The sequence below is a fragment of the Bacteroides sp. genome (genome assembly GCF_052357945.1).
Lineage (GTDB): Bacteria > Bacteroidota > Bacteroidia > Bacteroidales > Bacteroidaceae > Bacteroides.
In genome coordinates this window covers 1-20514 of the sequence record NZ_DAWCXD010000033.1, presented here as the reverse complement: position 1 = coordinate 20514, position 20514 = coordinate 1, and the positions used below count along the sequence as shown (strand labels likewise).

Here is a 20514-nt window from a genome sequence, read left to right as displayed (position 1 = left end):
GTTCTATCAGTTACAGTTTATAAACAATATCCTTTACGTATTCAGCCCACTGCGCAGGAGTTTTCGATTTATCAAAAGTCTGCCAGGGTATAGGTTTGCCAAAAGTGACAGTAAAAGTTTTGTGGCGATTCTTAAACATTTCATCCGCAAGATACAACATAGCAATGTTAAACTTAATGCCCAGTGCCTTACAAACATTTGCCAGATTGTAAAAGAAGTCAGAATTCCTGCCCCCAAAATGCACGGGTATTACATCACGTTTTGCTTGTATGCTCTTTACTACAAATGTCTTTTTCCATTCCAGGTCGCGAATCACTCCATTCTGACGGCGCGAGCACAGTCCGGCAGGAAACATAATCAGCTGATCGTCGGACTGAAATCCGGCTTCCACCATCTTCGGGAAGTCCTTTGCCTGCTTGCCGGTTTTATTAATAGGTATGCAAAGGGGAGCCAACCCGCGTAGATTCATCAATAAATCATTCACCAGGTATTTCACCTTCCCCTCATAGTGCTTACCTAACACATAACCAAGCGCAACACCATCCTGTCCGCCTAACGGATGATTGGACACAAAAGTATACAATCCATCCTTAGGCAAATTCTCAATGCCTTTTATGTCCACTTTCGCATCCAAAAAGCCCATACATGCCTCCAGAAAGTCCACACCCAATCTATCCTTCGACTCATTCAGGAATACATTAATTTCATCCTGATGAACAATTTTCTTCAGATAAGAAACCACGAATTTAGGGATGTACTTATAATGCTTCGGAGCCTTTGTCCGAAGTATCTTATCGACATCAATCAAAAATAAAGAGTCATCAGTCATTCTTTTCAAATAAAAATGATGGCACAAAATTAACGGTTCTTTTTTATTAATCGCAATAATTTGGTAGAAAATGCAGGATTTAAGTTCAGAACATAAAAAAACACCACCCAAAAACTATCAAAAATGACCTAAAAACTATCCGCGGATAGTTTTCGGGTAAAAAACGTCAGTTTTTCCCCTACCGGGTTTCAAAAATTCATGTAAACTTGCAACATCGAAAATAACAAACGAATATTCACCTTTAAAAAGCAACACATTATGAAAAGTTTAAGCTTCAGAAAAGACTTAGTAGGAGTACAAGATGAATTACTACGCTTCGCTTATAAACTGACAACTGACCGTGAAGAAGCAAACGATTTGTTGCAGGAGACATCATTAAAAGCATTAGATAATGAAGATAAATATACCCCTGATACAAATTTCAAAGGATGGATGTATACCATCATGCGCAATATATTCATAAACAACTACCGCAAGGTAGTCCGCGACCAGACATTCATCGACCAGACTGATAATCTTTATCATCTGAATTTGCCACAGGATGGAAGTTCTGAAAATACAGAAAGAGCATACGACCTGAAAGAGATGCACCGTGTAGTTAACAAACTCCCCAAAGAATACAGAGTTCCGTTTGCGATGCACGTTTCAGGATTCAAATATCGTGAAATTGCGGAAAAACTGAACCTCCCGTTGGGTACAGTGAAAAGCCGTATTTTCTTCACGCGCCAGAAATTACAGGAAGAGTTGAAAGACTTCCGCTAAACCTTAACTATATAAAACTTAGTGATTTTGAATCACATATTTCTTTAATGCAGATTTTTAGTTTTGATAATGATTAAAAGGCAGAAATACTCCGGTATATTCTGCCTTTTCTTTTATTGCGAAGATTAGTTGTCCGACACCCGGGTGTCAGCACATACAACACCCGGGTCTCAACCTATCTGACACCCGGGTCTCAGTGCACCCGACACCCGGGTGTCAGATAAACCTCTATTGCATGAAAAAGAATCTCTCCCACCACATTATTTAAATTTTACCTATACAGACATTTTTTTCGTCCTACGCCCACGGGCTCCCCACCAGTAAAGCATTCTCGGAGGCACATCATTTTCAAGCAAATAGACATTTAACATTCTGTTGAAAACTTCTCTGAAAGTTTTTTATGAAAAGTTGTGGGGAATTGTGGGGAATTTCATACTTTTACGGTCGCTTATTATAATAAGGTAATGATACGTTTTTTAGGAAATATTGAAGCCAGGGCGGACGCCAAAGGAAGGGTGTTCATACCCGCCACCTTCAGGAAGCAATTACAAGCCGCTTCCGAAGAGAGGCTTATTATGCGTAAAGACGTATTTCAAGACTGTTTAACCCTATACCCCGAGAGCGTGTGGAACGAGGAGTTGAACGAGCTACGTAGTAGACTTAACAAATGGAATAGCAAACACCAACTTATTTTCAGGCAATTCGTGAGCGACGTTGAAATAGTGACACCTGATAGCAACGGGCGCATATTAATTCCGAAACGGTATTTACAGATTTGCAGTATCCATGGGGATATTCGCTTTATCGGCATCGATAACAAGATAGAGATCTGGGCGAAAGAACGGGCAGAACAGCCTTTCATGTCACCCGAAGAGTTCGGTGCAGCATTAGAAGAAATTATGAACGATGATAATAGACAAGATGGAGAAAGATGAATTGACATATCACGTACCTGTATTGCTGAAAGAAAGCGTTGACGGTATGAATATCCAACCGGATGGAACGTATGTAGACGTTACATTCGGAGGAGCGGGACATTCGCGCGAGATCCTTTCACGGCTCGGAGAAGGCGGACGTTTGCTAGGATTCGACCAGGACGAGGACGCTGAACGGAACATTGTCAACGATACTCATTTCATCTTCGTGCGCAGTAACTTCCGCTATCTGCACAACTTCCTGCGTTATCACGACATCGAACAGGTAGACGCGATCCTGGCCGACCTCGGCGTATCTTCCCATCATTTCGATGATAGCGAACGTGGCTTCTCCTTCCGTTTTGACGGGGCACTGGATATGCGTATGAACAAGCGTGCCGGTATGACAGCAGCAGATATCGTGAATACTTATGATGAAGAACGTCTTGCAAACATCCTCTACCTGTACGGGGAACTAAAGAATAGCCGCAAACTGGCTTCTGTCATCGTTAAAGCCAGAAGCGGACAGAATATCCGGACCATCGGTGAGTTTTTGGAAATCATCAAACCGCTTTTCGGTCGTGAACGCGAAAAGAAAGAGCTGGCAAAGGTGTTCCAGGCACTACGAATTGAAGTAAACCAAGAGATGGAGGCGTTGAAGGAGATGTTGCTGGCTGCTACGGAGGCATTAAAGCCGGGCGGCAGACTGGTAGTTATCACCTATCATTCGCTGGAAGACCGAATGGTGAAAAACATCATGAAGACAGGCAATGTAGAAGGAAAAGCGGAAACCGACTTCTTCGGCAATCTGCAAACGCCTTTCCGCCTTGTCAACAATAAGGTAATCGTTCCCGACGAGGCAGAAATAGAACGAAACCCGCGGTCGAGAAGCGCCAAATTACGAATTGCAGAAAAGAAATAAAAAGATATGGAAGAAGAAGTAGTAAACAAGAAAGCAGAAGAGGACAAGAAGAAAAAACGCACCTCTCTGAAGAGTATTCTGGGTGGAGACATTCTGGCTACCGATTTTTTCCGCCGTCAAACGAAGTTGCTGGTACTTATCATGGTATTCATCATCTTCTACATTCACAATCGTTATGCCAGTCAACAGCAACAGATCGAAATAGACCGGCTGAAAAAGGAATTGACAGACATTAAATACGATGCACTGACTCGCAGCTCAGAGCTGATGGAAAAGAGCCGCCAGTCACGCATTGAAGATTATATATCGAGTAAGGAAAGCGATTTGCAAACATCAACCAATCCTCCTTACCTTATTAAATAGATGATAGTGGATAGTTGATAAATGATAGTTAAGCGTTTAAAAGACAAATACTGTGGCAGTTAATAAAAAGAACATAATGACCCGTTACTTCTTCGTCATCCTATTGATGGCGTTGATAGGAGTAGCTATTGTTGTAAAAGCAGGCATCACCATGTTTGCCGAACGACAATACTGGCAGGATGTGGCTGACCGTTTCGTAAAAGAGAATGTGACGGTAAAACCTAATCGTGGAAACATTATTTCTTCTGACGGTAAACTGATGGCCAGCTCTCTGCCCGAGTACAGAATATATATGGACTTTATGTCCGGTGAAAAGGATGAAAAACGCAGGCAGAAAGATCAGGCACGCCGGGATTCCATCCTCAATGCCAATATGGATTCAATCTGTATCGGACTTCACAAGATATTCCCGGACAAGAGCGCGGCACAATTCAAGGCACATCTCAAAAAAGGACGCCAGGCAAAAAGCCGCAATTATCTGATTTATCCGAAACGTATCTCCTATATACAATATAAAGAGGTAAAGAGACTGCCTGTGTTCTGTTTGAACCGTTATAAAGGCGGATTCAAAGAACAGGCTTACAATCAGCGTAAGAAACCGTTCGGTTCACTGGCTGCCCGTACACTGGGAGATGTATATGCAGACACAGCCAAAGGAGCGAGAAATGGTATCGAACTTGCTTTCGACACCATCCTGAAAGGGCGGGACGGATTGACACACCGTCAGAAGGTGATGAACAAATACCTGAACATTGTCGATGTGCCACCGGTTGATGGTTGCGATCTGATTAGTACTATCGATGTAGGTATGCAGGATATTTGCGAGAAGGCGTTGGTGGATAAGCTGAAAGAGCTGAATGCAAGCGTGGGTGTGGTGGTATTAATGGAGGTAAGTACGGGAGAAGTGAAAGCCATCGTCAACATGATGCAAGGCAAAGATGGTGAGTACTACGAAATGCGCAACAATGCTATTAGTGATATGCTCGAGCCGGGGTCTACTTTCAAAACGGCCTCTATCATGGTAGCTCTTGAAGACGGAAAGATCACGCCGGACTATGTGGTAGATACCGGCAACGGCCAGATGCCGATGTACGGACGTGTCATGAAAGACCATAACTGGCATCGCGGAGGATATGGAAAACTGACTGTTACAGAAATCCTAGGGGTTTCGTCCAATGTGGGTACCTCTTATATTATAGACCATTTCTACGGCAGCAACCCGCAGAAGTTTGTAGACGGGTTGAAACGGATGAGCATCGACCAGCCGCTACATCTGCAGATTGCGGGAGAAGGAAAACCGAATATACGCGGCCCGAAAGAACGTTATTTTGCAAAGACAACTTTGCCGTGGATGAGTATTGGCTACGAGACACAGGTTCCACCGATCAATATTCTCACATTCTATAATGGGATAGCCAACAATGGAGTCACCGTGCGTCCGAAGTTTGTCAAAGCTGCCGTAAAAGACGGGGAAGTCGTGAAAGAATATCCGACAGAGGTTATCAATCCTAAGATTTGTTCGGATAAGACTTTGGCACAGATTCGTGAAATACTGCGGAAAGTGGTCGGCGAAGGACTTGCCAAGCCTGCAGGGAGTAAGCAGTTCCACGTTTCAGGCAAAACGGGAACGGCGCAGATTTCACAGGGGGCAGCCGGATACAAAACGGGAAGAACGAATTACCTGGTTAGTTTCTGCGGATATTTTCCGTCAGAGGCACCTAAATATAGTATGATTGTCTCTATTCAGAAACCGGGCTTGCCGGCTTCGGGAGGTTTGATGGCAGGTAGTGTATTCAGCAAGATTGCAGAAAGAGTGTATGCCAAAGACCTGCGGTTGCCGCTTACCAATGCAATTGACACCAATTCCGTAGTCATTCCGAATGTAAAAGCCGGAGAGATGCGCGAAGCGCAACGGGTATTGGAAGAGCTGGAGATTAATGTACAAGGTAAAGTAGCCGATTCGGGAAAAGAAGTGTGGGGGAATACGCACGCTGCCCCGCAAGCGGTGGTTCTTGAAAGCCGGAGCAATATGCAGAACTTTGTGCCGAGCGTGATAGGTATGGGAGCGAAAGACGCCGTATACTTGTTGGAAAGCAAAGGATTGAAAGTCAATCTGGTCGGAGTGGGCAAAGTGAAAAGCCAGTCGATAGCCAATGGAACCATCGTAAAGAAGGGACAAACGGTGACGCTGACGCTAAAGTAAAAATTAAAGATTAAAAATTAAATAGAGTGATGTTATTAAAGGAGTTACTGAAAGCGATCCAACCGGTAGAGGTAGCCGGAAATTCAGACATAGAAATCACCGGAGTCAATATTGACTCCCGTCTAGTGGAAGCCGGCCAACTGTTCATGGCAATGCGCGGCACGCAAGCGGACGGCCATGCCTACATACCTGCTGCCATAGCGAAAGGAGCGACTGCTATCCTCTGCGAGGATATGCCAGAAGAACCTGTTGCGGGGATCACTTATATACAAGTCAAAGACAGTGAAGATGCAGTAGGAAAGATTGCTACTACTTTCTACGGCAACCCCACTTCCAAGATAGAACTGGTTGGCGTTACCGGAACGAACGGAAAAACAACAATCGCCACCTTATTATATAATACATTCCGTTATTTCGGATATAAGGTAGGATTGATTTCTACCGTTTGCAATTATATCGACGATGAACCGATCCCGACAGAACATACCACGCCCGATCCTATCACATTGAACCGTCTATTGGGACGAATGGCGGATGAAGGATGCAAATATGTTTTCATGGAAGTCAGTTCACACTCGATTGCACAGAAACGTATCAGTGGATTAAAGTTTGCAGGAGGGATCTTTACCAATTTGACCCGCGACCATCTCGACTATCATAAAACAGTAGAGAACTATCTGAAAGCGAAGAAGAAATTCTTTGACGATCTGCCGAAAAATGCATTCAGCCTGACCAATCTGGACGATAAAAACGGACTGGTAATGACGCAGAACACACGTTCGAAGGTCTATACTTATTCATTGAGAAGTCTCAGCGACTTTAAAGGACGGGTATTAGAGTCTCATTTCGAAGGGATGCTGCTCGACTTCAACAATCATGAACTGGCAGTTCAGTTTATCGGAAAGTTCAATGCTTCCAATTTGTTGGCGGTATTCGGGGCGGCAGTTCTGTTAGGCAAGAAAGAGGAAGAGGTGCTTGTAGCTCTTAGCACACTTCATCCGGTAACCGGACGCTTCGATGCGGTCCGCTCACCGCAGGGAATTACGGCGATTGTTGATTATGCACATACCCCGGATGCTCTCATTAATGTACTGAACGCTATTCATGGAGTGCTTGAAGGAAAAGGAAAAGTGATTACCGTGGTAGGCGCCGGCGGTAACCGCGACAAGGGCAAACGCCCCATCATGGCAAAGGAAGCTGCCAAAGCGAGTGACCGCGTCATCATCACTTCCGACAATCCGCGCTTTGAAGAGCCGCAAGACATCATCAATGACATGCTTGCCGGACTGGATGCGGAAGATATGAAGAAAACACTAAGCATTGCCGACCGTAAAGAAGCGATTCGCACGGCTTGCATGCTGGCGGAGAAAGGAGATGTAATTCTCGTTGCCGGAAAAGGACATGAGAATTACCAGGAGATAAAAGGAGTGAAACATCATTTTGATGACAAAGAAGTACTCAAAGAAATTTTTAAATAATGAATAGACTGTGCTAATATGCCGACCGGCTTCGTTATCTATCCGACAGCAACCGGCATAACAACACATCAATAAATTGGCAAATTATTTATGTTATACTATCTATTTGAATGGCTACATAAGCTCAATTTTCCAGGAGCGGGAATGTTCGGATATACTTCATTCCGTGCTTTGATGGCGGTTATCCTCGCATTACTTATTTCAAGTATCTGGGGAGATAAGTTCATCAACCTACTCAAAAGGAAACAAATCACAGAAACGCAGCGTGATGCTAAAACCGACCCGTTCGGCGTCAATAAAGTAGGCGTGCCGAGCATGGGAGGTGTCATCATCATTGTAGCCATCCTGATCCCATGTTTATTGTTAGGTAAACTGCATAACATATACATGATACTGATGCTGATCACTACCGTATGGTTGGGATCGCTCGGATTCGCAGACGACTATATCAAAATCTTCAAAAGAGACAAAGAGGGTTTGCATGGCAAGTTCAAGATTATCGGTCAGGTCGGTTTAGGTTTAATTGTCGGAATGACCTTGTATTTAAGTCCGGACGTAGTGATCCGTGAGAATATCGAAGTTCATAATCCGGGACGGGAGATGGAAGTGATACACGGAACGAATGACCTGAAATCTACCCAGACAACGATTCCTTTTTTCAAGAGCAACAACCTTGATTATGCTGATCTAGTTTCGTTCATGGGAGAACATGCGCAAACAGCCGGATGGATATTGTTCGTCATTGTCACAATCATTGTGGTTACCGCCGTATCAAACGGCGCCAATCTGAATGACGGTATGGACGGAATGGCAGCCGGGAACTCGGCAATTATCGGTGCAACGTTGGGGGTACTGGCCTATGTATCATCGCATATCGAATTTGCAGGCTACCTGAACATCATGTATATTCCGGGCTCGGAAGAACTCGTAATCTATATCTGCGCCTTTATCGGTGCACTGATAGGTTTCTTATGGTACAACGCCTATCCGGCACAAGTATTTATGGGAGATACAGGCAGTCTTACTATTGGCGGTATTATCGCAGTGTTTGCCATCATCATCCACAAAGAGTTGCTGATACCGATTCTTTGCGGTGTATTCCTGGTAGAAAACCTGTCGGTAATCCTGCAACGGGCTTATTATAAGGCGGGAAAACGAAAAGGTGTGAAACAGCGATTGTTCAAGCGTACACCGATTCACGATCACTTCCGCACTTCGATGAGCCTGATTGAACCGGGATGCACGGTGAAATTCACCAAACCCGACCAACTGTTTCATGAATCAAAGATTACCGTCCGGTTCTGGATTGTAACGATTGTATTGGCAGCAATAACGATTATAACGCTTAAAATAAGATAACCGGCAAGGTGCCGGAGCCAGGTTTCCATACGGGAAACAAGTTTTATAGATAGAGAGTATTAACCCGATTATTAACCTTTAAAGATGTGCACAACTAATAGATAAATCAATCAATTAGAAAATAAGGGCACATTATTGTAGATGAAAAGAATAGCAATTTTAGGAGCTGGCGAAAGCGGCGCAGGTGCAGCCGTACTCGCTAAAGTCAAAGGATTTGAGACGTTTGTTTCGGACATGTCCGCCATCAAGGACAAGTATAAGGAACTTCTCGACAGCCATCAGATTGCCTGGGAAGAAGGACACCATACCGAAGAACTCATTCTGAATGCCGACGAGGTTATCAAAAGCCCCGGTATCCCGAATGACGCCCCGATCATCCTGAAACTGAAAGCTCAAGGCACACCGGTGATCTCCGAGATAGAGTTTGCCGGACGCTATACTGATGCCAAAATGATCTGTATTACAGGTTCTAACGGGAAGACCACAACGACTTCCCTGATCTACCATATTTTCAAAAGCGCAGGTCTGAACGTAGGTTTGGCAGGCAACATCGGCAAAAGCCTTGCTTTGCAGGTAGCCGAAGATTACCACGATTACTATATTATCGAACTTAGCTCTTTCCAGCTGGATAATATGTATAACTTCCGTGCGAACATCGCCGTATTGATGAACATCACTCCGGACCATCTTGATCGCTACGACCATTGTATGCAGAATTACATCGACGCTAAATTCCGCATCACCCAAAACCAAACACCGGACGATGCTTTCATCTTCTGGAACGATGACCCTATCATCAGACAGGAACTGGCAAAACATGGTCTGAAAGCTCACCTGTATCCTTTTGCCGCTGTAAAAGAGGATGGAGCGATTGCATACGTAGAAGATCACGAAGTGAAAATCACCGAACCGATTGCCTTCAACATGGAGCAAGAGGAACTGGCCCTGACAGGACAACACAACCTGTACAACTCTTTAGCCGCCGGTATCTCGGCAAACCTTGCCGGCATCGCCAAAGAAAACATCCGGAAAGCCCTCTCCGACTTCAAGGGAGTAGAGCACCGATTAGAAAAGGTGGCACGTGTCCGCGGAATTGATTTCATCAACGACTCTAAAGCAACGAATGTCAACTCCTGCTGGTATGCCCTGCAAAGCATGACTACCAAAACGGTATTGATCCTCGGCGGCAAAGATAAAGGAAACGACTATACTGAAATTGAAGACCTGGTACGCGAAAAATGTTCAGCACTAGTATATCTGGGACTTCATAACGAAAAGCTTCACGAATTCTTCGACCGTTTCGGTCTGCCGGTAGCCGATGTGCAAACCGACATGAAAGATGCCGTAGAAGCAGCCTATAAACTGGCAAAGAAAGGTGAAACGGTATTATTAAGCCCTTGCTGCGCTTCTTTCGACCTCTTCAAGAGTTACGAAGACCGTGGCGACCAATTTAAAGAATGTGTCCGTGCCCTTTAATTTCTAATTATTAATTTTTAAATTCTGCAAGATTGGATTTATTAAAGAACATATTCAAAGGTGACAAGGTAATCTGGATTATCTTCCTCTGTCTCTGCCTCATCTCGATCATCGAGGTGTTTTCGGCAGCGTCAACGCTGACTTACAAAAGTGGCGACCATTGGGGGCCGATTACGCAACACTCCATCATCCTGATGGTGGGAGCTGTGGTAGTCGTATTTCTGCATAATGTTCCCTACAAATGGTTCCAGGTATTTCCGGTCTTTCTGTATCCGGTTTCTCTGGTTCTATTGGCGTTTGTCACGCTGATGGGTATCATCACAGGGGACCGTGTCAACGGGGCAGCCCGCTGGATGACCTTTATGGGATTACAGTTCCAGCCCTCGGAATTGGCAAAGATGGCGGTTATCATTGCCGTCTCATTCATCCTGTCCAAAAGGCAGGACGAATACGGAGCCAACCCGAACGCCTTCAAATATATCATGATCCTCACCGGACTGGTATTTCTGCTCATCGCGCCGGAAAACCTTTCGACAGCGATGCTACTCTTCGGAGTGGTCTTCCTGATGATGTTCATCGGGCGGGTATCTGCGAAGAAACTGTTCGGAATGTTGGGTATATTGGCGCTTGCGGGCGGTGTTGCCGTTGGTGTACTGATGGCTATTCCCGCCAAAACACTACATAACACTCCGGGACTTCACCGCTTCGAAACATGGCAGAATCGTATTTCCGGCTTCTTTGAGAAAGAGGAAGTACCGGCTGCCAAGTTTGATATTGACAAAGACGCGCAGATTGCGCATGCACGCATCGCCATTGCTACCAGCCATGTAGTCGGCAAAGGTCCGGGAAATTCGATACAACGCGACTTCCTTAGCCAGGCATTCTCCGATTTTATCTTCGCGATTGTGATTGAAGAAATGGGATTGATCGGAGGAATATTTGTGGTGTTCCTCTATCTATGGCTGCTGATGCGAGCCGGACGAATCGCCCAGAAATGCGAGCGAACCTTCCCCGCCTTTCTCGTTATGGGCATTGCGTTGCTACTGGTATCGCAAGCAATATTGAATATGATGGTTGCCGTCGGATTATTCCCCGTCACCGGCCAGCCCCTGCCTTTGGTCAGCAAAGGAGGTACAAGTACGTTAATCAACTGCGCTTATATCGGTATGATATTAAGTGTAAGCCGATATACCGCCCATCTGGAAGAACAAAAAGCGCACGATGCACAGATCCAACTGCAATTAGAGGCAGATACAGCTGCAAGTTCCGAGGCACAGACTGCCGCCGAACCGACAGCACAGATTCTGAACAGCGATGCCAAGTTTGAAGATGAGCATGATATTGATAAACGGTAAGTGATGAACGGTGAGTGGTGAACGAAAAACGTTGAACAACGGATAGAAAAAAGAATTAGGATGGAAAAAGAACTTAGAATTATTATCAGTGGTGGAGGAACAGGAGGGCATATCTTTCCTGCCGTCTCTATCGCAAACGCTATAATAGAGCTACGCCCTGACGCAGAAATTCTCTTTGTAGGTGCTGAAGGACGTATGGAAATGCAACGGGTTCCCGATGCAGGCTACCGTATTATCGGGCTTCCGATTGCCGGATTCGACCGCAAACGTTTATGGAAAAATGTATCTGTATTGATTAAACTGATGCGCAGCCAGTGGAAAGCACGCAAAGTTATCAAGGACTTCCGCCCACAAGTGGCGGTAGGCGTAGGCGGATATGCAAGCGGACCTACATTGAAGACTGCCGGAATGATGGGAGTACCGACATTAATCCAGGAACAAAACTCTTATGCCGGAGTGACCAATAAGCTCCTGGCACAGAAAGCAAAAGTGATTTGTGTAGCTTATGACGGAATGGAAAAGTTCTTCCCTGCCGACAAGATTATTATGACGGGGAATCCTGTCCGCCAAAACCTGACAAAGGATATGCCGTCTAAAGAAGAAGCATTGCGCTCCTTCAACTTACAGCCCGGCAAAAAAACGATTCTGATTGTAGGCGGCAGTCTGGGTGCACGTACCATCAACAATACGCTGACAGCCGGACTGGCAACCATCAAAGAAAATACGGACGTGCAATTCATCTGGCAAACGGGCAAATACTACTACCCGCAAGTGAAAGAAGCCGTGAAAGCTGCAGGTGCACTTCCGAACTTATATGTAACGGATTTCATCAAAGACATGGCAGCCGCATACGCAGCAGCCGATCTTGTGATTTCCCGTGCGGGGGCAGGTTCCATTTCAGAGTTCTGCCTGTTACATAAACCTGTTATCTTAGTGCCTTCGCCCAACGTAGCGGAAGACCATCAGACTAAGAATGCCTTAGCATTGGTGAACAAACAGGCAGCTATCTACGTCAAAGACAGTGAAGCGGAAACAACCTTGATGGACGTAGCATTATCCACCGTCAATGACGAACAGAAACTGAAAGAATTGACAGAGAATATCGCCAAGCTGGCTTTGCCCGATTCTGCGAGAATCATCGCACAGGAGGTTATCAAACTGGCGGAAGCAAAGAGCTGATAAACAGAAGCAAAAAACAGATAAATAGATTATCGGATTGCACACAGGTTGAAGTAGCAGTATAGCTCCGGGATCAAACGACGTAATCCGTACTAAAATAAAAAACAGAAGAAATGAATATAGAAACGATAAAATCAGTCTATTTCGTAGGTGCCGGCGGCATCGGTATGAGTGCACTTGTACGCTACTTTCTCTTCAAAGGAAAGATAGTGGCCGGATACGACCGTACCCCTACTCCATTGACTGAAACCCTGATTGCCGAAGGCGCACAAATACATTATGAAGAAAACGTCGACCTGATTCCCGAAGCCTGCAAAGACAAGGAAAGCACGTTAGTCATATACACGCCCGCCGTTCCGCAGGAACATGAAGAAATCGTTTATTTCCGCAACAACGGATTCGAAATACAGAAACGCGCCCAAGTATTGGGAACGATTACCCATTCGAGCAAAGGTCTGTGCGTGGCAGGTACTCACGGAAAAACAACCACATCGACGATGACAGCCCATTTGCTCCATCAATCGCACGTGGAATGTACCTCTTTTCTCGGAGGAATCTCGAAGAACTACGGCACCAACCTACTACTCTCTCAAACAAGCCCTTACACGGTGATTGAAGCAGATGAGTTCGACCGTTCTTTCCACTGGCTGTCGCCCTATATGACCGTAATCACATCTACCGACCCCGATCATTTGGACATCTACGGCACAGAACAAGCCTACCTGGAAAGTTTCGAGCATTATACCACGCTTATCCAACCGGGTGGCGCACTGATTATCCGCAAAGGCATCTCCCTGCAACCCAAAGTGCAGCCGGGTGTTCGTGTCTATACTTACTCACGTGACGAAGGCGACTTCCATGCAGAAAACATCCGCATCGGAAACGGAGAAATATTCATCGACTTTGTTGCCCCGGACACCCGTATCAACGATATTCAACTGGGAATTCCAGTTAGCATCAACATAGAAAACGGCGTAGCCGCCATGGCATTGGCACACCTTAACGGGGTGACCGATGAAGAAATAAAAAGAGGCATGGCAAGTTTCCGCGGAGTAGACCGCCGATTCGACTTCAAGATCAAGAACGACCGTATCGTCTTTTTGAGTGACTACGCCCACCACCCCTCTGAAATCAAACAGAGCGTGTTGTCTATGCGCGAACTTTACAAGGACAAGAAGATCACAGCCATCTTCCAGCCGCATCTCTATACCCGCACCCGCGACTTCTATCAAGATTTTGCCGATAGCCTGTCGCTACTCGACGAAGTGATTCTGGTAGACATCTATCCGGCACGTGAAGCACCGATTCCGGGCGTCACCAGCAAACTGATTTATGACAATCTCCGTCCGGGTATTGAAAAAAGTATGTGCAAAAAGGAAGATATACTGAACATTCTGAAAGATAAAAACATTGAAGTATTAATCACTTTGGGGGCTGGAGACATTGACAACTATGTCCCTGAAATAAAGGAACTATTAGAAACAAAAAAATTAAGAATGAATAATGAAGGATGAAGAATCTCTATCCAGCGTATTGATGCGCAGCAATTCTTCATTCTTAATTCTTCATTAATAAAAAAACTATGGTAAAGAGAATCCTTCTATCCATCGTCATGCTGGTGCTTATAGCCTACCTCGCCGTAGCTATCACCGCATTCAACCGCAAGCCTGCCGACCAGACCTGCCGTGACATGGAATTGGTTATCAAGGATACCGCATACGCCGGCTTCATCACCAAAGAAGAGCTGAAAGGTATCCTTCAGCACAAAGGGATCTACCCCATCGGGAAGAAGATGGAGCGCATCTCTACCAAGTCACTGGAACGGGAACTAAGCAAACATCCGTTGATTGACGAAGCCGAATGCTACAAAACACCCAGCGGCAAAGTGTGCGTGGAGGTGACACAACGTATTCCTATTCTCCGGGTCATGAGCGCCAACGGCCAAAACTACTACCTTGACAACAAAGGAACTATCATGCCACCGGAAGCAAAATGCGTCGCTCACCGGGTAATTGTCACCGGAAACGTAGAAAAGTCGTTTGCAATGAAGGATTTATATAAGTTTGGTGTATTTTTGCATAATAATAAATTCTGGGACGCCCAGATAGAGCAGATCCATGTGTTGCCCGACCAGAACATCGAATTGGTGCCGCGTGTGGGAGACCATCTGGTCTATCTCGGAAAACTGGAGAACTTTGAAGATAAACTGGCACGTTTGAAGGAGTTCTACAAAAAAGGACTCAACCGGGTAGGCTGGAACAAATATTCACGTATCAATCTCGAATTCAGCAACCAGATTATCTGTACAAAACGAGAGTAGTTGATAAGTGATAGATGATAAGTAAACAGTCTCTCTATATAGTAAATTGTAAATAGTAAAATAGTAAATAAAATAACCCTATGGCAACAACAGAATTTATCGCCGCTATTGAACTTGGTTCATCGAAGATAACCGGTGTGGCCGGAAGAAAGAACAGTGACGGAAGTATGCAGGTATTAGCGTATGCCCAGGAAGACTCTTCTACGTTCATTCGTAAAGGAGTTATTTTCAATCTGGACAAGACAGCGCAAAGCCTGACCTCGATCATCAACAGACTGGAAGGTGAGTTGAAAAACTCAATTGCCAAGGTATATGTAGGCATCGGCGGACAATCACTCCGCACCGTCCGCAATGTAGTAAGCCGCGACCTGGAGGAAGAAGCTATCATATCCGAAGAGCTTGTAAGCACTATCGGTGATGAGAACATTGCCATCCCGGTGGTTGATATGGATATATTGGACGTAGCTCCACAAGAATATAAGGTAGGTAATAACCTGCAAGCCAATCCGGTAGGTCTGGTAGGAAGCCACATCGAAGGACGTTTCCTCAATATCGTTGCCCGTGCTTCCGTACGTAAGAACTTGGAGCACTGTTTCCAACAGGCTAAAATTGATATTGCCGACCAACTGATCGCTCCGTTAGTAACCGCAAATGCCGTACTGACAGAAAGCGAACGCCGTTCGGGTTGTGCACTGATCGACTTCGGAGCAGACACAACTACCATCTCTGTATATAAGAATAACATTCTCCGTTTCCTGACTGTATTGCCTTTGGGAGGCAACAGCATCACGCGTGACATCACCACCCTGCAAATGGAGGAGGAAGAAGCCGAACGCCTGAAAAAAGCCTACGGCGACGCCCTCTATGAAGAGGACCCCGAACAGGAAGAAGCAACCTGCAAACTGGATGATGACAACCGTATCATCAAAGTGGCGGATCTTAACAATATCATCGAAGCCCGTGCCGAGGAAATCGTTGCCAACGTATGGAACCAGATACAACTATCGAGCTACGAGGACAAATTGCTGGCAGGAATCATCCTGACAGGAGGGGCCGCCAACCTGAAGAATCTGGACGAAACCTTGCGCAAACGCAGCAAGATAGAAAAGATACGGATGGCGAAACTCCCACGCAATACGGTTCATGCGCCCAACAACATACTGAAGAAAGACGGTTCGCAGAACACTTTGTTCGGCCTCCTGTTTGAAGGTAACCAGAACTGCTGCCTGACGGAAACTGCTCCGCAAGCTGCTCCTGCACCATCAGTCTCCAAACCGGAGCCGGAAGTGCATAAGACAGTGGATATGTTTGAGGACGATCAGGAACTGAAAGAACAGGCCCGCATCGCCCGTCTCAAGAAAGAAGAAGAAGAGCGGGAAGCCAAGCTAGCCGCCAAAGAAGCGGAAAAACTTCGCAAGCAAAAGGAAAAGGAAGAGAAAGAAAGACGGAAAAGAGAAGCAGGTCCGAGTTGGATTCAACGCAAGATCGATTCGTTGACGAAAGAAATTTTCTCCGACGACGATATGAAGTAACCTTCAGCAGCTTGTTAATCAATATTCATAATTCGTAATTCATAATTCAATCAAGATATGGACGAGATAGTACAATTCGATTTCCCGACAGATTCACCGAAGATCATCAAAGTGATTGGTGTAGGTGGTGGTGGTGGTAACGCTGTAAACCACATGTACCGGGAAGGCATCCATGATGTAACGTTCGTTCTTTGTAACACGGACAACCAGGCATTAGCCGAATCACCTGTCCCGGTGAAACTGCAACTGGGCCGTAGCATCACGCAAGGGCTTGGAGCCGGCAACCGTCCCGAACGGGCACGCGACGCCGCCGAAGAAAGTATAGAAGATATCAGAAACCAGCTGAACGACGGCACCAAGATGGTATTCATCACCGCCGGAATGGGAGGAGGAACCGGAACAGGAGCTGCACCGGTCATCGCCCGCATTGCGAAGGAAATGGATATTCTGACTGTCGGTATCGTCACCATCCCCTTTATCTTCGAAGGAGAAAAGAAAATTATCCAGGCACTGGACGGCGTAGAGCGTATCGCCCAGCATGTTGATGCCTTGCTGGTTATCAACAACGAACGCCTGCGCGAAATATACGCCGACCTTACTTTTATGAACGCCTTCGGCAAAGCCGATGATACTCTTTCCATTGCTGCCAAGAGCATTGCCGAGATTATTACCATGCGGGGTACAGTCAATCTTGACTTTGCCGATGTGAAAACCATCCTGAAAGATGGTGGAGTAGCAATCATGAGTACCGGATTCGGCGAAGGAGAAAATCGTGTGACGAAAGCAATCGACGATGCCCTGCATTCTCCGTTGCTCAACAACAATGATATCTTCAATGCCAAGAAAGTAATGTTGAACGTATCTTTCTGCCCGTCGTCGGAACTGATGATGGAGGAGATGAACGAGATACACGAGTTCATGAGCAAATTCCGCGAAGGAGTGGAAGTGATCTGGGGTGTTGCCATCGACAACTCACTGGATACAAAAGTAAAGATCACCGTACTGGCAACCGGATTCGGTGTAGAAGACGTCCCCGGAATGGACAGCCTGCACGCTGCACGCAGCCAGGAAGAGGAAGAACGCCAACTGCAACTGGAAGAAGAGAAAGAGAAGAACAAAGAACGTATCCGCAAGGCATACGGCGAAAGCGCCAGCAATATCGGAAGCAAGAGCCTCCGCAAACGCCGTCACATCTATCTTTTCAACACGGAAGATTTGGACAACGACGATATCATCGCCATGGTAGAAGATTCTCCCACGTACATGCGTGATAAGACGACTCTTACTAAAATCCGGACAAAAGCTGCATTGGAAGAAGAAGTGGCAACGGAAGAAGCTACGGATGATAACGGCGTAATTACATTCTAAACCAAGAGCTTAAGAACGAAAATTATAGTCCCACAGCATCAGGCTTCAGATCTAATTTTTAATCTTCAATTTATAATTATAATAGTATGGATTTATTCGATCAAGTCAGCGAAGACATTAAAAACGCAATGAAGGCGAAAGATAAAGTAGCCCTCGAAACTTTGAGAAATATAAAGAAGTTCTTCCTCGAAGCTAAGACAGCTCCGGGAGCCAACGATATATTGACAGATGATGCTGCTCTGAAGATTATCCAGAAACTTGTGAAACAAGGAAAAGATTCTGCTGAAATCTATATCGGACAGGGTCGTCAGGACTTGGCTGACGTAGAATTGGGTCAGGTAGCCGTTATGGAAAAATACCTGCCGAAACAGATGAGTGCCGAAGAACTGGAAGCTGCTTTGAAGGAAATCATCGCAGAGACAGGTGCTACGAGCGGTAAAGACATGGGTAAGGTCATGGGAGTTGCCTCCAAGAAGCTGGCAGGACTTGCAGAAGGACGTGCCATTTCCGCAAAAGTGAAAGAGCTTTTGGGATAACCTCCGGGACTTCCACAGAAGTTTTATTTCGATTTTATCTTGCACCCTACACTAACCAGAGTTTATCTATTTGATTAATAGCAGTATAAGCCTGTGCAAGATACCGTTGCAGATGCGTGTAAGATGTTTTATCTTACACACATCTGCAACTTTTCTTTAAACATGGCATTCACCTCCTTCACCACTCTGAAACATCGATGAATAAAGGGATTTCGGGTGAAGGGCTGCCTTTCACATAGGTTTCACCCGATTCACTATACCTTTCTGCCGAATTTTGATTAATAGACTGATTCCAATCTATTAGATATAAACTTATTCTCTATTGATGCCAAACTTCCTTTTCACTAATAGAAAAGATTACTAACATTAAAGGCAATCTCTAAATGAAGCTTTTGTTTTTATAAACAAAGCTTTCATTTATAAAATCAAAAGCTTCATTTATATAATTGCAACTTGCAATTATAGATTGCGATTAATGAAAAACAAGTTTAGAATTATAGTAAAGTAATTTAGGTATTAATAGAAAGGAACTTTTCTCACTATAAATAAGAAAGAATCTATTAATAGCTGGGAAATAATCAAATTAGATCACATGAACTTAATAAAGTAAAAGCAGATTTGAAATTAATTTAATGTATGATATAGACAATACTAATTATTATTTCCCCGAACTAAAATAATCTCCCTATAAAAGAGCATAATATAGAAAATAAAGATTACTTTTACAATGAAACTAAACCACGACAGACAAATGAGAAAGAGTATTGCTATAATTATAACATCTATATTAGTGCTATCAGGATGCAACAAACAACAATCCGTATCTGACAGACTGCTAAATGAAGTAGAAAAAGCCATTGCCATAAATCCTGACAGCGCATCCAACCTACTAAAAAGTATATCATCTCCTGAAAAACTAGACGACAAAGCTTTTGCACGCTGGTGTATGTTATCAGGTAAGATTACAGACGAAATTTTTAATAGCATCCTACCAACTTACCAATTAGAAAGAGCTTATGACTGGTATTCCTCACATGGTAGCCCTGACAAGCAAGTGCAAATTTTGATTTATTTAGGTCGTTCCTATTTTGCTGATGGAGATTATGATAAAGCAATGTCTATTTATACTAATGCGCTGGACATTGCAGAAAAAAACAAGCTCAATAACCTCATTGGATATACCTATGACTATATAGGCGATCTATATCGAGAAAAATTCATGTTCACAGAAGCTATCAAAAAATACGAGACTGCTGCCGAATGCTTTAAAAAAGAAAATAACACCGATAGTTATGCCTGCGCATTAAAAAACATAGGACGTGAATATGCATGTATAGACTCATTATCATGTGCTATAGAAATACTGACTATTGCCGATTCCGTAGCAGCTAATACTAAAGATATAGAAGTTACCGCTTCAATAAATAATGCTTTAGGAAATATCTATGTAATGCGAGAAGAATATGATAAAGCCGAAAAGTACTTTCTTAAAGCATTATCGACGGGAAAAGAAAAAATGCCTGATTATGTAGCACTGATTGACTTATATACCACAACTGATTCTATAGATAAAGCTAAAGAACTATTATCTAAAATTCCACAAGATGACCCCCAATATACGTGTAGCATCAATTATTTATATTATCAAATCCATAATGCAGAGAGAGACTATAAAGAAGCGCTTGCCTACCTGGAAGAATATGTTGACATGGTAGATTCTATCGTATACGCTGACAGCCAATCTAAGATATTAAACATAGAATCTAAATATAATCATTTAAAAATCAGCCAAGAAGTAGATAGATTAAAGATTAAACAACAAAGCTACATTATATTTTCAGTTATCTGCATTTCATGCTTATTATTAATAATGCGAATCAGCAGTTGACAATCTTCTACCTTTTCGCTTGTTAAAATG

The 20514-nt window shown here is 44.4% G+C and carries 16 protein-coding genes and 1 pseudogene; 16 read left to right on the top strand and 1 reads right to left on the bottom strand.

What is annotated here, in order from left to right; all coding sequences use genetic code 11:
- Window positions 1–10: 10 nt before the first annotated feature.
- Window positions 11–829 carry a 1-acyl-sn-glycerol-3-phosphate acyltransferase gene (locus ACT8YW_RS08925; protein WP_004324396.1) on the bottom strand — a complete coding sequence of 273 codons (819 nt, stop codon included), beginning with the start codon at window positions 827–829 and terminating at the stop codon, window positions 11–13.
- Between the two features lie 258 nt (window positions 830–1087).
- Between ACT8YW_RS08925 and ACT8YW_RS08920 the strand changes: the two genes are divergently transcribed.
- The 16 genes and pseudogenes from ACT8YW_RS08920 to ACT8YW_RS08845 form a co-directional block, all read left to right on the top strand.
- The gene (locus tag ACT8YW_RS08920; RefSeq protein ID WP_004298201.1) at window positions 1088–1591 is read left to right on the top strand and encodes an RNA polymerase sigma factor; all 504 of its coding nucleotides are present in this window, start codon (window positions 1088–1090) and stop codon (window positions 1589–1591) included.
- Window positions 1592–2055: 464 nt separating this feature from the next.
- Window positions 2056–2526: a division/cell wall cluster transcriptional repressor MraZ gene (mraZ, locus tag ACT8YW_RS08915; protein WP_004307337.1), complete on the top strand. Its 471-nt coding sequence runs from the start codon at window positions 2056–2058 to the stop codon at window positions 2524–2526.
- Window positions 2513–3427 (top strand): 16S rRNA (cytosine(1402)-N(4))-methyltransferase RsmH, encoded by a 915-nt coding sequence (gene rsmH / locus ACT8YW_RS08910; RefSeq protein WP_004309512.1) that lies wholly within the window; start codon window positions 2513–2515, stop codon window positions 3425–3427. The genes mraZ and rsmH overlap by 14 nt, the downstream gene beginning before the upstream one ends.
- A 6-nt stretch (window positions 3428–3433) precedes the next feature.
- Window positions 3434–3790, top strand: coding sequence for an FtsL-like putative cell division protein (locus ACT8YW_RS08905; RefSeq protein ID WP_004298204.1), 357 nt, complete (start codon window positions 3434–3436; stop codon window positions 3788–3790).
- Between the two features lie 76 nt (window positions 3791–3866).
- Window positions 3867–5993, top strand: a complete 2127-nt coding sequence (locus tag ACT8YW_RS08900) for a penicillin-binding transpeptidase domain-containing protein (protein ID WP_444104677.1) — start codon at window positions 3867–3869, stop codon at window positions 5991–5993.
- A 29-nt stretch (window positions 5994–6022) separates the two neighbouring features.
- Complete coding sequence (locus ACT8YW_RS08895; protein WP_444104676.1) at window positions 6023–7471, top strand: UDP-N-acetylmuramoyl-L-alanyl-D-glutamate--2,6-diaminopimelate ligase; 1449 nt, start codon at window positions 6023–6025, stop codon at window positions 7469–7471.
- 90 nt (window positions 7472–7561) lie between these two features.
- Window positions 7562–8830, top strand: coding sequence for a phospho-N-acetylmuramoyl-pentapeptide-transferase (locus tag ACT8YW_RS08890; protein WP_004298207.1), 1269 nt, complete (start codon window positions 7562–7564; stop codon window positions 8828–8830).
- Window positions 8831–8971: 141 nt separating this feature from the next.
- Window positions 8972–10306 carry a UDP-N-acetylmuramoyl-L-alanine--D-glutamate ligase gene (murD, locus tag ACT8YW_RS08885; RefSeq protein ID WP_444104668.1) on the top strand — a complete coding sequence of 445 codons (1335 nt, stop codon included), beginning with the start codon at window positions 8972–8974 and terminating at the stop codon, window positions 10304–10306.
- A 32-nt stretch (window positions 10307–10338) separates the two neighbouring features.
- Complete coding sequence (locus ACT8YW_RS08880; protein WP_444104667.1) at window positions 10339–11661, top strand: FtsW/RodA/SpoVE family cell cycle protein; 1323 nt, start codon at window positions 10339–10341, stop codon at window positions 11659–11661.
- A 60-nt stretch (window positions 11662–11721) separates the two neighbouring features.
- Window positions 11722–12840, top strand: coding sequence for an undecaprenyldiphospho-muramoylpentapeptide beta-N-acetylglucosaminyltransferase (gene murG / locus ACT8YW_RS08875; protein ID WP_032812022.1), 1119 nt, complete (start codon window positions 11722–11724; stop codon window positions 12838–12840).
- A 113-nt stretch (window positions 12841–12953) separates the two neighbouring features.
- Complete coding sequence (gene murC / locus ACT8YW_RS08870; RefSeq protein ID WP_444104666.1) at window positions 12954–14354, top strand: UDP-N-acetylmuramate--L-alanine ligase; 1401 nt, start codon at window positions 12954–12956, stop codon at window positions 14352–14354.
- A gap of 68 nt (window positions 14355–14422) precedes the next feature.
- Complete coding sequence (locus tag ACT8YW_RS08865; protein WP_444104665.1) at window positions 14423–15160, top strand: cell division protein FtsQ/DivIB; 738 nt, start codon at window positions 14423–14425, stop codon at window positions 15158–15160.
- An 80-nt stretch (window positions 15161–15240) separates the two neighbouring features.
- Window positions 15241–16692 (top strand): cell division protein FtsA, encoded by a 1452-nt coding sequence (gene ftsA, locus ACT8YW_RS08860; RefSeq protein ID WP_444104664.1) that lies wholly within the window; start codon window positions 15241–15243, stop codon window positions 16690–16692.
- Between the two features lie 57 nt (window positions 16693–16749).
- Window positions 16750–18060 (top strand): cell division protein FtsZ, encoded by a 1311-nt coding sequence (gene ftsZ / locus ACT8YW_RS08855; RefSeq protein WP_175630769.1) that lies wholly within the window; start codon window positions 16750–16752, stop codon window positions 18058–18060.
- Between the two features lie 86 nt (window positions 18061–18146).
- Entirely contained in the window at window positions 18147–18596 is a 450-nt protein-coding gene (locus tag ACT8YW_RS08850; protein ID WP_004324390.1) for a GatB/YqeY domain-containing protein, read from the top strand.
- Between the two features lie 751 nt (window positions 18597–19347).
- Window positions 19348–20469, top strand: a pseudogene (locus ACT8YW_RS08845) (tetratricopeptide repeat protein); the annotation flags it as partial.
- Between the last annotated feature and the right edge of the window lie 45 nt (window positions 20470–20514).

Bases quoted from the DNA above. Each gene is read 5' to 3' on its own strand.
- ACT8YW_RS08925 (WP_004324396.1), bottom strand. From the start codon at position 829: ATGACTGATGACTCTTTATTTTTGATTGATGTCGATAAGATACTTCGG.
- ACT8YW_RS08920 (WP_004298201.1), top strand. From the start codon at position 1,088: ATGAAAAGTTTAAGCTTCAGAAAAGACTTAGTAGGAGTACAAGATGAA.
- mraZ (WP_004307337.1), top strand. From the start codon at position 2,056: ATGATACGTTTTTTAGGAAATATTGAAGCCAGGGCGGACGCCAAAGGA.
- rsmH (WP_004309512.1), top strand. From the start codon at position 2,513: ATGGAGAAAGATGAATTGACATATCACGTACCTGTATTGCTGAAAGAA.
- ACT8YW_RS08905 (WP_004298204.1), top strand. From the start codon at position 3,434: ATGGAAGAAGAAGTAGTAAACAAGAAAGCAGAAGAGGACAAGAAGAAA.
- ACT8YW_RS08900 (WP_444104677.1), top strand. From the start codon at position 3,867: ATGACCCGTTACTTCTTCGTCATCCTATTGATGGCGTTGATAGGAGTA.
- ACT8YW_RS08895 (WP_444104676.1), top strand. From the start codon at position 6,023: ATGTTATTAAAGGAGTTACTGAAAGCGATCCAACCGGTAGAGGTAGCC.
- ACT8YW_RS08890 (WP_004298207.1), top strand. From the start codon at position 7,562: ATGTTATACTATCTATTTGAATGGCTACATAAGCTCAATTTTCCAGGA.
- murD (WP_444104668.1), top strand. From the start codon at position 8,972: ATGAAAAGAATAGCAATTTTAGGAGCTGGCGAAAGCGGCGCAGGTGCA.
- murG (WP_032812022.1), top strand. From the start codon at position 11,722: ATGGAAAAAGAACTTAGAATTATTATCAGTGGTGGAGGAACAGGAGGG.
- murC (WP_444104666.1), top strand. From the start codon at position 12,954: ATGAATATAGAAACGATAAAATCAGTCTATTTCGTAGGTGCCGGCGGC.
- ACT8YW_RS08865 (WP_444104665.1), top strand. From the start codon at position 14,423: ATGGTAAAGAGAATCCTTCTATCCATCGTCATGCTGGTGCTTATAGCC.
- ftsA (WP_444104664.1), top strand. From the start codon at position 15,241: ATGGCAACAACAGAATTTATCGCCGCTATTGAACTTGGTTCATCGAAG.
- ftsZ (WP_175630769.1), top strand. From the start codon at position 16,750: ATGGACGAGATAGTACAATTCGATTTCCCGACAGATTCACCGAAGATC.
- ACT8YW_RS08850 (WP_004324390.1), top strand. From the start codon at position 18,147: ATGGATTTATTCGATCAAGTCAGCGAAGACATTAAAAACGCAATGAAG.